The following is a 12395-nucleotide window of genomic DNA, read 5'->3' on the forward strand; positions in this document are numbered from 1 at the left end:
ACGATAAATTCAGGCTGAGGTTTAACATGTTAGATTATCAAAAAACGATTGAAAATTTTGATTTAGATGCAGTGGCAAAGCAGTATCTGTCCGGTTCGATGCAGGCGCTGAACGCCTGTTATGAATGTTGCGACCGCCATGCTGACTCCGATGCAATTGCTTTGCACTGGTACGGTAAAGATGGCCGCAAAGAACAGTATAGTTTTCGCGAACTCAAGAAATATTCCAGCCAGTTTGCCAACTTTTTAAAGTCTCAAGGCGTTGGCAAAGGCGACCGCGTTTCCGGATTATTACCGCGGACTCCGGAGCTGATCATTACCATTTTAGCGACCTGGCGGATTGGTGCAGTGTATCAACCTTTATTTACGGCCTTTGGTCCCAAAGCTATTGAACATCGCATTCAGCTGGCGCAAAGCAAGCTGGTAGTGACTGATCTGGCGAATCGGGAGAAACTATCCAATCTTAGTGCTTGTCCCACGATCGTCACCGTACATGTCGAAACCGAGGCAGAGCGTTATCCACAAGACCTCAGTTTTTGGACGGTGTTAAACCGCCAGGCTGAAGGTTGTGAACTGGAAATGCTCAGTATCGATGATCCATTTTTATTGATGTTTACCTCGGGCACCACCGGACCGGCGAAACCGCTTAAAGTGCCGTTAAAAGCACTGATTGCTTTTGCAAGCTATATGCAAAATGCCATTGGTCTAACTCCTGAAGATGCTTTCTGGAATATTGCTGATCCGGGCTGGGCTTATGGTTTGTACTATGGGATTACCGGCCCGTTATTGCTCGGACACTCGACCCTGTTTTATGAGGGTGGTTTCAATGCCGAAAGTGTCTGCGACATTGTCAAGCAATATGGCATTACCAATCTGGCCGGTGCGCCGACCGCTTACCGCATGATGATGGCAGCAGATGCTGAACAGATGGCACAGCTACGGGGCAAGTTGCGCGTGGTCAGCAGTGCTGGAGAACCTTTAAACCCGGAAGTGATCCGCTGGTTTAAAGAGGTGCTGGATGTGCCAATTTATGACCATTATGGCCAGACTGAAGTCGGGATGGTGGTGTGTAATCATCATGCGCTACAACATCCGGTCCGTTCAGGTTCGGCAGGCTTTGCCAGCCCGGGTTACCGGATTGCAGTCGTCGATGAACAAGGTCATGAATTAACGGCTGACGTTCCGGGCGTCCTGGCAGTGGATATCAGTCAATCACCCATGATGTGGTTCTCGGGTTATGAAGAAAGCCGTAAATCGCCCTTTGTTGGACATTACTATTTAACCGGTGATACCGCGGAAATTCATGCTGATGGCAGTATGAGCTTTGTTGGACGTAGTGATGATGTCATTACCACCTCAGGCTATCGCGTGGGGCCATTTGATGTGGAAAGTGCCTTGCTGGAACATGATGCCGTGATTGAAGCAGCAGTCATTGGCGTGCCTGATCCTGAACGTACCGAAGTGATTAAAGCCTTTGTGATTCTGGCGAATAACTTTGCAGCTTCATCTCATCTGGCAGAAGAACTAGGCCAGTTTGTGAAAAAGCGTTTGTCTGCGCATGCCTATCCGCGCCTGATTGAATTCGTCACAGAATTGCCAAAAACCCCGAGTGGCAAGATTCAGCGTTTCTTACTGCGTAATCAGGAAATCAACAAGCAGCAGGTAAAGACCGCATAACTAGCCAAAGCCAGCAGATTGAATAAAAATTTTAAATAAAGAGATTGAAGGAAGCATCCATGCAATTTACGGAAGAGCAACAACTGATTCAGGATATGGCCAAAAGCTTCGCTCAGGAACAGATTAAACCTTTTGCCGGCGAGTGGGATCAAAAAGGCATATTTCCTAAACAGACCTTGTCTCAAATGGGTGAGCTAGGTTTTTTAGGCATGCTGATTCCAGAAGAGTGGGGCGGTTCAGGTACAGGCACGCTGGCTTATGTACTGGCCCTCGAAGAAGTGGCAGCGGCAGATGGTGCAACGTCCGCCATCATGAGCGTACACAACTCGGTGGGTTGTGTGCCGATTCTCAAGTTTGGAACGGAACAGCAAAAGCAGCAGTTTCTAAAACCTTTGGCTCAAGGGCAAATGATTGGTGCCTTCGCCCTGACCGAACCGCATACCGGATCGGATGCTGCAGCGATTAAAACCCGGGCGGTCAAGGATGGCGATCACTACATTATCAATGGCGCCAAACAGTTTATTACCTCGGGTCATAATGCCGGGATGATTATTGTCTTTGCCGTGACCGATCCAACTGCGGGAAAAAAAGGCATGAGTGCATTTTTAGTGCCGCGCGACACGCCCGGTTATGAAGTGATTCGGGTCGAAGAAAAACTCGGTCTGCATGCTTCGGATACCTGTCAGATTGCTTTAACCGATGTCCGCGTTCATGAAAGTTTAAGACTCGGTGCAGAAGGTGAAGGCTTAAAAATTGCCTTGGCCAATCTGGAAGGTGGACGGATCGGCATTGCCGCACAAGCAGTGGGTCTGGCCCGCGCTGCATTGGAAGAAGCGACTGTTTATGCACATGATCGCGTGGCCTTTGGCAAACCGATTTTTGAACAGCAGGCGATTTCGTTCAGGCTGGCCAGCATGGCCACCGAAATTGAAGCGGCGCGACAACTGGTCCATTTTGCTGCACGTAAAAAGGAAGCAGGTGAAAGCTGTTTAACCGAAGCTTCTATGGCCAAACTCTTTGCTTCGGAAATGGCAGAACGTGTCTGTTCCAAAGCGCTGCAGATTTTTGGCGGTTACGGTTATCTGAAAGACTTTCCGATTGAACGCATTTATCGCGATGCGCGTATTTGTCAGATTTATGAAGGCACCAGCGATATTCAGCGTCTGGTAATTGCACGTAGTTTATAATTTTAAAGGGATTTTTATCATGCAATGGCAAACTATTTTACTCGAACAGCGTAACGGGGTCGGGCTGATTACTTTAAATCGTCCACAAGCCTTAAATGCCTTGAATAATCAATTGATCGTTGAAGTGAATCAGGCGCTGGATCAGCTGGAAAAAGACCCGCAGATTGGCTGTATTGTCATCACTGGTTCGGAAAAAGCCTTTGCTGCAGGTGCAGATATCAAAGAAATGGCAGATTTAAACTTTCCGCAAATTTATCTGGATGATTTTTTCAGTCTGGCCGACCGGATTGCCCAGCGCCGTAAGCCCTTAATTGCTGCGGTGAGTGGCTATGCCTTGGGCGGTGGTTGTGAATTGGCCTTAATGTGCGATTTTATTTACTGCGCTGATAATGCAAAATTTGGTTTGCCTGAAGTCACTTTAGGGGTATTGCCCGGCATTGGCGGAACGCAACGTTTAACCTTGGCGATTGGTAAAGCCAAAGCCATGGAAATGTGTCTGACTGCACGTCACATGGGCGCGCAAGAAGCCGAGCAAAGTGGGTTAGTGGCACGTGTCTTTGCCAAAGAAGAGTTACTAGAACAAACTCTGCAAGCTGCCGAAAAAATTGCTGAAAAGTCGCTTACGGCCGTGATGATGATTAAAGAATCAATTAATCGGGCTTTTGAAGTCAGTCTGGCCGAAGGTCTACGCTTTGAACGACGGATATTCCATTCCATTTTTGCCGGTGCTGATCAAAAGGAAGGCATGCAGGCTTTTGTCGAAAAACGCCCAGCCAAATTCACCCATCAATAAAACAAAAATAGGAAAATAAAATGAGTGATGAAAATAATTTAGCGATTCGGGTACAAGGACGTTTAGGCATTATCAGCCTGGACCGCACCAGTCATTTAAATGCCTTAACCCTGCGGATGATTCAAGGGATTCAGTCACAACTAGATCAGTGGCGCCATGATCCAGCGGTGCAAGCGATTCTGATCAATTCTAACAGTCCCAAGGCATTCTGTGCCGGAGGAGACATCCGTTATCTGTATGACAGCTATCAGGCCGGCAATACCCAATATCAGGATTTTTTTGCCACTGAATATAAGATGCTGAGCACCTTGCGTAATTTTCCAAAGGCCGTGATCGTGATGATGGATGGCTATGTACTGGGCGGAGGCTTTGGATTGGCTCAAGCCTGTCATATCAAAGTTACGAGTGAAAAATCACGTTTTGCCATGCCAGAAACTGCGATTGGTTTTTTCCCCGATGTCGGTGCTACCCATTTTCTGTCCCGACTGGATGAAGTCGGTGTCTATATGGCATTGACTGGTGAGCAAATCAGTAGCAGTGATGCGCTGTATCTGGATCTGGTGGATTATCATGTGCCGAGTGAGCGTTTTGCTGAATTAGAAGCAGCATTGATTGCAGCACCGGTATTAAACCCGATTGAGATTCAAAAGATCATTAGTTCCTATATTACGCATCCGGTAGAAAGCGAGCTGCAAAAACGTGCAGATCTGATTAATCAGCATTTTGGCTATCAACACCTGGAGGAGATTGAACAGAGCCTTGCTCATGCAAGTAGTGCAACTAATCAGGAATGGGCCAATAAAATGCTGACCATTTTGCAGCAGCGTCCGGTGATGGCAAAACAGACCAGCCTGAAGTTACAGCAAGCCGGACAGAATTTGTCGCTGGAAAAATGTATGCAGCTAGAACGGGACTTGCAGGATGTCTGGTTAGAGCAGGGCGATTTTATTGAAGGGGTTCGTGCGCTGATTATTGATAAGGACAAAAATCCACAATGGCGAACCGAAAATGCAAAATTTGAACAAACACTGGAAAAGCTCTGGCCAGCATGGACTCAGCAGCGTATCGAAAATATTACTTAAAGCTGATGGTAAAAGACCCTCTATAATTTAATTATAGAGGGTCTTTGTATCTGTCCCATACTTTCATCGACATGAATTCTATTTAGGGGGACGTTTTCTTTTTCTTGCCGCCACCGTCTTGTTTATTGACCGTCGACCAAGCGATACGTTCGGCTTCTTCTTCAGAATGCCCACGCGCTTTTTCGCTTTCTTCAATATGTTTGGCCTGCCGTTTCTGCTTATCGGTATAAGCTGATTTGTCACCTCTAGGCATATTGCTGTCCTCATCAAGGTTGGCTGAAATTACTATAACAATGACCTGTTTCTATGGCGGTAAATATCTGTCATGTATTTGTTGAAATTATTTTATAAAACCAGCATCTTTTAAGTGATAGAAAACCTGAAGAATAAATGAATGAAGATAACGGTTCTCACTGACTGTTATCTTCAAATTCTAATTAACCGTTAATGATACTGCCTCCATTAACATGAATGACTTGACCGGAAATATAACTGGCTTCTTCACTCGCTAGAAATAAATACGCTGGTGCGACTTCACTAGGCTGGCCCATCCGACCCATGGGTGTCTGTTTACCGAACTCTTTGAGCTGTTCTTCATCAAAACTGCTTGGAATGAGGGGAGTCCAGATGGGGCCGGGTGCTACGCCGTTGACCCGGATCCCGGTTTTATTTTTTAACAAACTGGTGGAAAGACTGCGGGTAAATGTGGTGATGGCACCTTTGGTACTTGAGTAATCAATCAGTTCATCATGTCCATGATAACTGGTAATACTGGTGGTATTAATAATGCTGTCACCTTCTTGCATGTGCGGAATCACAGCCTGAGTCAAGTGAAACATCGACAGAATATTCACATTAAAGGTCTTAAAAAGTTGCTCAGGAGAAATATCGCTAATACTTTTTTGCGGATATTGAACCCCGGCATTATTGACCAGAATATTAATGGTTTTAAATTCCTGAAGCGTCTGCTCAACCATTTTCTTGATTTCATCTTGATCTTGTAAATCACACTTGATCAGTAAACAACGCCGTCCTGCATCCTCTACCATCTTTCTGGTATCTTGAGCATCCTGATCTTCATCCAGATAACAAATCACAATATCAGCACCTTCACGGGCAAACAAGACCGAGACTGACCGACCTATACCGCTATCGCCACCTGTGATCAGGGCGATTTTACTTTTAAGTTTATCGCTACCTTTATAATTCGGTTTGATGACTTCCGGTGCAGGATCCATTTTGGTTTGCACACCAGGTTGATGATCTTGAGTTTCAGTTGAAGCAGGGGTTTCAGGATAGTTATTCATGTTTTCCCTTTTTCTGTACAAAGTTTAGAAATATCTTAGAGGCTTTCTAGCTTTATGCATTCGGTCTCAACATTTAATAACAGAATGCATTCGAGATTTATCAATTATTCATAGAGCTGTGATTGACATGATTTTAAGTAAAACTAGATACCGCCATTGTCTAAATCTTAATAGAACAGAATACCGCCTATGGTTTACAGCATTCTATCTCTCACATTTTGAGCAACCATTTCTATCATAGCTTTTATGTCCTTTTAGGATATAGCTTTATATTTAATCAAACATCTGAAATTATTGAATAAATTAGTAATTATTATATTCATTAAAATTTATCTGATTAATAAATAGCAGAAAAATGCTTTAGATAAGGATAGGCCTTTACCAAGTTTGGCAGGGTCAATAAATATATTAGCAAGAAGATACACCAGTAAAATTACATGAAGGTGTTGAAGCAGCCAAACTAACATGATCACACTAAATGTAATAGCTAACGTAATAGCGTATGAGAAATTTCATTTGAAAAAAAGGAAATATGAGATTTACCTCATTAAGATTTTGAGGCATATCTCTATAAAGAAATGAGCTGTTGACATTAAAAAGTAATGAAGCTGAAAATTTCAAAATTAACTTTTATGAACAGTAGAAGATAGATGAACTTAAAGTATCATGTACTCAATTTAACATAATATACATTATACGAAATCAGTCATTGTGACTTTCAAAATGATATTCAGATTCATGAAGCTCTACCAATCTATTGCAGATCGGACAAAACACATAACAAGTTTCAATTTTATGAATAACAGAATTATCTAAAACACCATGAGAAAGATAAGTTAAATAAATATCTTCTAATTCATCTTTAGTAAAATCCATTGTTCTCTCCAGTGGCGATCTTTACCGGCATCTTATTTATGCCTATTTATCTTTAAAAGCTGCGCTTTTGTCCTCTGCGTCGTTGTCCTCCATACGTCGTCCGCCTCCGCATCGTCCATTTTTTGGCTGTTGAACTGGATATTTTTCAGGATTATGCAGAAAGCAAACAGCACGAGTTAAAAAGAACTGGTGCTCATCTAAATTAATATCACCCTTATAAAACAAATAATCTAAAGCACCATGAAACTTTGCAATATCAAAAGCGCGATCAGGTGAAAAACGAATAATATTTAATTGATTTTCAATGTATTCAGTATGCATAGTTCGAACCCTTCGGGATTCTCTGATTCTAAGTCTTAGAAGTATAAGGGAGCTTGTAATCAGAGAGAAGAAGTTTCAAGATTCATAGACTGCGATTCGGGAGCACTCCGCTCCCTCTGTTGATGCTGTAATGCTTCAAGTTGAAGCTGTTGTATCTTGGCAGACATTTTAGATTCTTCAGTTTCAATTGGCTTAGGTTCAGGTTTTGGCTGTTCTTTGCGGTAATAATCAAAAGGTCGAAATCCTGCAAGCCACTGTTTGCAGTCATCTTGGGTGATATTAGGCATATAGTTACCTTGTTGATCAACCGCCATTAATTTCCCACTGGAGAGGCTAATCACTCCGGACATTCTTGGAAAATCTAAGGGTTCAGCTTTTGGAATATATTGAAAATCATAAGGTTTATTCGGATCATAAGAAACTTGTTGCGGTGTAACCGTTGCATTGTTCACAGATAGATTATTAAACCAATTTACGCATTCAGGTTTTTCTACATTAATGCCTTTTCTACAAAATACGTCTAGGGATTCATCAGCCTGCGCAGCAGTCTGCGAATTTGAGCCACTAGCAGTGTCAGGAATAGTCTTTTCAATAGTCTGTTTAGATTCATTATTTACAGTTTCCTCTTTGTCAGCAGGACGTGATGACATATAAAGATATGCAGTGACACCCAAGACAAGGCAAAGCATCCAAACTGCATTCAAAATTTTCATCGGAATTTTGATTTTACTGTGTGAATCATCACCGCCATCAGATGACTTATACATATCAAAAAGGTGTTTTGGATATGTAAAAGTCCCTGTGTCTTCTGCATCAGCTTTAACTGATTTTGTATTAGGATTTAATTGATGATGTCTCCAGAGCCACCAAGTTGCCATTTTCATGCCCATCGGACGATGCAAGTGATAATGCATGCCAACCATATCTAAAACATCGGCATGAAGGCGTCTAGGCGCTTGAGTAATATAGATAATATCAAGGTGATCCGCATGACGATGTGTTTCTAAGAACTGAACTTCAGGATGCATTTCATTTTTAACAGGATGTTTATAGTTTTTATTAAAATGCTTAATCCTTTGGGCCTCATCTATGACAACAAGTGAACGCGGAGGATAATCTTCAAATGAATCTTTTAATGGTTGAGCAGTATCGAGTTTTAAACCATCAATATTAGAAAATATATTCCAAGGTTCAGCTTCATTAACACGTGCAAAAATTTCCTTAACAGCCCAAAGCGTTTTACCAGAACCTGGAGTAGCTGAAATTAAAGTAATCATGTTGTTTTACCCCAAGACATAGAGGAACTTGATATTGTTGCGCGAGCAATCACTGCTGAAATCACGATTGAAATGCATTGGTCCAAACCACCAACACCAACCAAAGCAGCCAGATCACCAACAACAAAGAAATCAGAAAGGAACTTAGCAATTAAATGATTGATCACAGTTAAAATTAAAGTACCAGAGAGCAAACTGATACCAGCACCTTTTAAAAGACGATTTAAAAAGCCATCAGCAAAACTATCTAATAATCTTTTTAATAAATTACCCATTTCGTGCAGCACCTATAACGATATAAGCAGCATACAAATAGGAACAGGCAACCAATGCAGGACGAGCCATTTCCAAAACATCACAAAGCGGTTTTAGATCAAAGCTGAAACTTGCAGAAACACCTGAAAGCTCAATGGTGTGTTCAATCGGAGCTGGACATTGACGCGAGACTGTAAAGCGGTCTTTTTTAAATACATCAAAATCAAAATCGCGTTCTTTTTCTTGTACTTCTGTTTCAGTATTGTCTTGATCAAGTTCCTCTTTAGTCCATTCAAGCCATTTACAATGCACATCGAACCAAACACAAGCTTCAGGCAATTCACCCGTTTCGGGATTAACAGAAGGTTTTTCAATAGTACCGGGCTTAGTGGGTGCATCAGGGTCAACAACATAAGTACACTCAACATCCGAAGCAACACCACGAACACACTTTAAAGCAGGTAAAGCATCAGCTTCAGATTTAGGCATACTAGTACAACCAGACTGTAAATCACCGACATTTGGAACACATACTGTTGGGTCAGCATCTTCTTTTAATTCAGCAGCGCCTTTTTCGTCTAAAGCCTTTTTGGTTTTATCTGCAATAGGATTATCTTTTGTACCTGTATTTGGATTTTTATCTAAATCAGATTCTGAGAAAGCGTCCTTAACAGCTTGAGCAATAGCAGCAGCTAAAGCAGGGTTATTTGATTCAAGTGCGTTTTTTAAAGATGTTTCAAGTTCAGCATTAGAAACTGGAATTGGCGAAGGTTCAGAAGGTAAAGAACCAGAAATATAATCTGGATTAGGCATGTAATTCATTGAAATCGTCATAGAACCAGATTGAGTTTTACAACTATTCCCAAATGGAACTAAATCGGCCTTTAAACACGCAGATTCTTTTGAATAACCGCTATAGCGTTTTCCACCAAAAACATAATACCAAATATATTGTGAGGAATTTTTTAAATGTGAATCGTCCAAAGAATCAGGCGCTTTAGTAATCTGACCACCCTCCCCCATAACCCAGCCAATACCCTCAATAAGACCCGTTAGAGCAGCAGAACCAACAAAAGCAGGCAATGAAGCTTTACCAAGTTTTTTAGCATACTCAGCCATGTTTTTTGCACGATTAGCAATAGTTGCAGCTTTTTCAGCTTTAGAAACCTCTACAGCAACATTAACAGTTTGCTTGTATTTAGAACCGTTACTGGTGACATCACGAGATGAACTGACGTTGTATTTTGATGAGTTATAATAGTCAGGTTGCGTAGATCCGGCAGTGCTGTAGGGTGTGACCTTGTCATGTTTCCAATTACCAGTTTGATAGCGATTTTGAAAATCAATGTCGTCTTTATCAGCAGCAAAAATCAAAGTCGGCGTATATGCAATTATTACGGATAATAAAAAAGCGATTATTTTTTTCATTCTTATTTCCTTAATAACAAGTAAAAAATGACGGACATTAAAATTAAGTAAAAGAAACCAAATGACATATCAAATCCCCAAAAAGAAAAAGGGAGGAACCCCCCCCTAGTTCAAAACCGATTAGGTACGGTTAAAGGCTTGTTTCACATAACCCCAAACCTGAATTGTTGCGTTAGGTACAATTTTGGCCGCACCGACTAAAGCAATAACCCCGACAGCACCAGCAAGAACAGTTACACCAGCTGATACGTCAACATCACCCTCGGCTGCAAATGAAAGAACCGGAGCAGCAGCTACAGCAGCAGCTACAATCGCTTTTTGTACTAAACCAGTTTTAGGAGCTGGCATTCCGTTGTTAGTATTTTCCATACTTATCTACCTTTAAATGCGTCATTAATGACGTTCCACAAAAATACCGTTGCAAAACAAACTGCCACTTGTGATAGCAGTAGATTTGCTTGGGCGACTGATAGATTCAGCAAATTGAACTCAGGTTCTTTTTGCAAAATCCAAGTGACACATGTCTGCACACTATTTACTAATTCAATTGATTCGCAGACATAAGCCATTTCTTAAAATTCCTTAACCAGTGCATATAGAAACATGCTGAAAGAGTGTCCCTTTAAAAATAATCGTGTAGCAGATCGGGCACTCAACAATATCCATCTGATGCACTGATTTAATTTTCATTACTTAGGCGGCAAAATGACATTGGTTAAAACTTGCTTCATAGCTTTACCAGTTGAAACCATGTCAAGCTCAAGAACAGCCTTAAATGGGAACTGGCGACCTTGTAACTGAACAATATTTCGTGAATCCTGCCACTTAAATTCAACTACACCCTGACCAACCGCATTCCCTTGAGAAACATCCAAAGGAATAATTCCATAAAGATTTACATAGTCATAATGACGACCGTCTTCTGATTTCCAGTCGACAGATTTAGCACCCACTAAAGTAACTTCTGTTTTTGTAGACATTTTTTACATCCTCATTGCAGTAAGAGCGACATGATCCAAGCGTTTTGGATATGCCAAATTATCGGAGTGACAAACTAGATTTATTAATTCGTCAGCAGTAAATACTTGTTTAAAGAAATTGAAGTATTTGCCGTACTGGTGCTTGATTGTCTCCAGTGCAGCTTTAGCAGTGATCGAAGCATTCTTTTTAAGTGCTTCAATTTTTGCAGGTTGAATCGTGTTTTTTAGTTCGGCAAAACATGGATATGACCCCATGAAATACTCAGACGGAGCAAGAAGCATATCGAAAGGCAAAATGCGGTCAGAAGCCTTAAACTCTACTTCTGCACGTTGCCAGTTATCTTCTGGATCACCTTCTGCACGGCCTTTTTCATAGACGCGGACATACATACCAGATTCACGACTGCCAATATTTAGTGTTCGGCCACGGCCATTCGGACGTTTCCAATTACCTTTATGTTCTACATTTGGCTTTCTAGCTCCATTCTGGAAACCAGTGCCTTTTTCTGAATTGGTATCTTGTTGTTCAGCCCAATCTACAGAGATATGAGAACCGTCAAAATCGTCATGTGCAAGGTCAATACGTGTCAGCTTGGGACGTTTGGCAATGTTAGTAAGGAATGTATATAAACGTCTCTCCCACCCTTCATTGGCAAATGAACAGCCTTTACCTGAAAGCATCACAAGGATGGTATTACGTTGACCGCCAATACAAACTTGCCCCATATCACGACCAAGGACATAAGATTGCTTGTAAAAGTTACGACCAGACTGGTTTTTAGAAGTTGTTGAAAAACCGAAGATATATTCTAAATGTTCATCTAGTTGAGTAATTGCAGCACGACATACTGAATCGATATTTTCATCGGTTACAGGTTCGAAGAATGCAGAACCTAATGTTTCAATACCGATTGTGAAGTTGACCCAGTCGACAATGGCAATTTCATTTTCAGCAGGTAAACGTGTTGGGACTTCTTTAACGCCAGCAGTTGTTTTAACTAAATGTGTATAAAGCGTTGGGAACTCAGATGGGAACGGCAAATCTAAATCCGTAGGTGGAGTGCATGGATTCGATACCGTTACCCCCATCTTATTAATGGGGGTATTTAACGCCAACCCCCACTGTAATTCCGGTGTTTTAGACTTTTCGAAAGTCTCACCGAAGAATGATTCATTAAGAGACCAGACAGGATTATTCTTTTTCATTCTTCAA

At 41.7% G+C, this 12395-nt stretch carries 13 protein-coding genes; 4 read left to right on the plus strand and 9 right to left on the minus strand.

The window, feature by feature from the left end; genetic code table 11:
- Positions 1 to 26: 26 nt before the first annotated feature.
- The 4 genes from FTU95_RS06280 to FTU95_RS06295 are packed head-to-tail and all read left to right on the plus strand — an operon-like array spanning position 27 to position 4738.
- Positions 27 to 1676 (plus strand): AMP-binding protein, encoded by a 1650-nt coding sequence (locus tag FTU95_RS06280; protein WP_180077890.1) that lies wholly within the window; start codon positions 27 to 29, stop codon positions 1674 to 1676.
- A 59-nt stretch (positions 1677 to 1735) separates the two neighbouring features.
- Positions 1736 to 2863 carry an acyl-CoA dehydrogenase family protein gene (locus FTU95_RS06285; protein WP_005096876.1) on the plus strand — a complete coding sequence of 376 codons (1128 nt, stop codon included), beginning with the start codon at positions 1736 to 1738 and terminating at the stop codon, positions 2861 to 2863.
- A gap of 19 nt (positions 2864 to 2882) precedes the next feature.
- A complete protein-coding gene (locus FTU95_RS06290; RefSeq protein ID WP_005096874.1) occupies positions 2883 to 3656 on the plus strand; it encodes an enoyl-CoA hydratase in 774 nt (257 codons plus the stop codon).
- 20 nt (positions 3657 to 3676) lie between these two features.
- Entirely contained in the window at positions 3677 to 4738 is a 1062-nt protein-coding gene (locus tag FTU95_RS06295) for an enoyl-CoA hydratase/isomerase family protein (RefSeq protein WP_180077892.1), read from the plus strand.
- An 82-nt stretch (positions 4739 to 4820) separates the two neighbouring features.
- On the opposite strand, the gene FTU95_RS06300 is transcribed toward FTU95_RS06295, so the two are convergent.
- From FTU95_RS06300 to FTU95_RS06340, 9 genes are all read right to left on the minus strand, one after another.
- A complete protein-coding gene (locus FTU95_RS06300; protein ID WP_180077894.1) occupies positions 4821 to 4991 on the minus strand; it encodes a hypothetical protein in 171 nt (56 codons plus the stop codon).
- 184 nt (positions 4992 to 5175) lie between these two features.
- Positions 5176 to 6045: an SDR family oxidoreductase gene (locus FTU95_RS06305; RefSeq protein WP_074382801.1), complete on the minus strand. Its 870-nt coding sequence runs from the start codon at positions 6043 to 6045 to the stop codon at positions 5176 to 5178.
- 918 nt (positions 6046 to 6963) lie between these two features.
- Positions 6964 to 7242: a hypothetical protein gene (locus FTU95_RS06310; protein ID WP_180077896.1), complete on the minus strand. Its 279-nt coding sequence runs from the start codon at positions 7240 to 7242 to the stop codon at positions 6964 to 6966.
- Positions 7243 to 7301: 59 nt separating this feature from the next.
- Positions 7302 to 8519, minus strand: coding sequence for a zonular occludens toxin domain-containing protein (locus FTU95_RS06315; protein WP_180077898.1), 1218 nt, complete (start codon positions 8517 to 8519; stop codon positions 7302 to 7304).
- Positions 8516 to 8794, minus strand: a complete 279-nt coding sequence (locus FTU95_RS06320) for a DUF2523 family protein (RefSeq protein ID WP_180077900.1) — start codon at positions 8792 to 8794, stop codon at positions 8516 to 8518. Before FTU95_RS06320 ends, FTU95_RS06315 begins: the two co-directional genes overlap by 4 nt.
- On the minus strand, positions 8787 to 10202 hold the full coding sequence (locus FTU95_RS06325; RefSeq protein ID WP_180077902.1) for a virulence factor TspB C-terminal domain-related protein: 1416 nt from the start codon (positions 10200 to 10202) through the stop codon (positions 8787 to 8789). Before FTU95_RS06325 ends, FTU95_RS06320 begins: the two co-directional genes overlap by 8 nt.
- Before the next feature lie 120 nt (positions 10203 to 10322).
- Positions 10323 to 10571: a hypothetical protein gene (locus tag FTU95_RS06330; RefSeq protein WP_247166066.1), complete on the minus strand. Its 249-nt coding sequence runs from the start codon at positions 10569 to 10571 to the stop codon at positions 10323 to 10325.
- A gap of 320 nt (positions 10572 to 10891) precedes the next feature.
- On the minus strand, positions 10892 to 11182 hold the full coding sequence (locus FTU95_RS06335; protein WP_180077904.1) for a hypothetical protein: 291 nt from the start codon (positions 11180 to 11182) through the stop codon (positions 10892 to 10894).
- Positions 11183 to 11185: 3 nt separating this feature from the next.
- Entirely contained in the window at positions 11186 to 12388 is a 1203-nt protein-coding gene (locus FTU95_RS06340; protein WP_180077906.1) for a replication initiation factor domain-containing protein, read from the minus strand.
- Positions 12389 to 12395 lie beyond the last annotated feature (7 nt).

The organism is Acinetobacter sp. YH12208 (assembly GCF_013418055.1).
GTDB classification, from domain to species: domain Bacteria; phylum Pseudomonadota; class Gammaproteobacteria; order Pseudomonadales; family Moraxellaceae; genus Acinetobacter; species Acinetobacter pseudolwoffii.

Excerpts from the sequence above, each read along its gene's own strand:
- FTU95_RS06280 (WP_180077890.1), top strand. The coding sequence starts at position 27 with ATGTTAGATTATCAAAAAACGATTGAAAATTTTGATTTAGATGCAGTG.
- FTU95_RS06285 (WP_005096876.1), top strand. The coding sequence starts at position 1,736 with ATGCAATTTACGGAAGAGCAACAACTGATTCAGGATATGGCCAAAAGC.
- FTU95_RS06290 (WP_005096874.1), top strand. The coding sequence starts at position 2,883 with ATGCAATGGCAAACTATTTTACTCGAACAGCGTAACGGGGTCGGGCTG.
- FTU95_RS06295 (WP_180077892.1), top strand. The coding sequence starts at position 3,677 with ATGAGTGATGAAAATAATTTAGCGATTCGGGTACAAGGACGTTTAGGC.
- FTU95_RS06300 (WP_180077894.1), bottom strand. The coding sequence starts at position 4,991 with ATGCCTAGAGGTGACAAATCAGCTTATACCGATAAGCAGAAACGGCAG.
- FTU95_RS06305 (WP_074382801.1), bottom strand. The coding sequence starts at position 6,045 with ATGAATAACTATCCTGAAACCCCTGCTTCAACTGAAACTCAAGATCAT.
- FTU95_RS06310 (WP_180077896.1), bottom strand. The coding sequence starts at position 7,242 with ATGCATACTGAATACATTGAAAATCAATTAAATATTATTCGTTTTTCA.
- FTU95_RS06315 (WP_180077898.1), bottom strand. The coding sequence starts at position 8,519 with ATGATTACTTTAATTTCAGCTACTCCAGGTTCTGGTAAAACGCTTTGG.
- FTU95_RS06320 (WP_180077900.1), bottom strand. The coding sequence starts at position 8,794 with ATGGGTAATTTATTAAAAAGATTATTAGATAGTTTTGCTGATGGCTTT.
- FTU95_RS06325 (WP_180077902.1), bottom strand. The coding sequence starts at position 10,202 with ATGAAAAAAATAATCGCTTTTTTATTATCCGTAATAATTGCATATACG.
- FTU95_RS06330 (WP_247166066.1), bottom strand. The coding sequence starts at position 10,571 with ATGGAAAATACTAACAACGGAATGCCAGCTCCTAAAACTGGTTTAGTA.
- FTU95_RS06335 (WP_180077904.1), bottom strand. The coding sequence starts at position 11,182 with ATGTCTACAAAAACAGAAGTTACTTTAGTGGGTGCTAAATCTGTCGAC.
- FTU95_RS06340 (WP_180077906.1), bottom strand. The coding sequence starts at position 12,388 with ATGAAAAAGAATAATCCTGTCTGGTCTCTTAATGAATCATTCTTCGGT.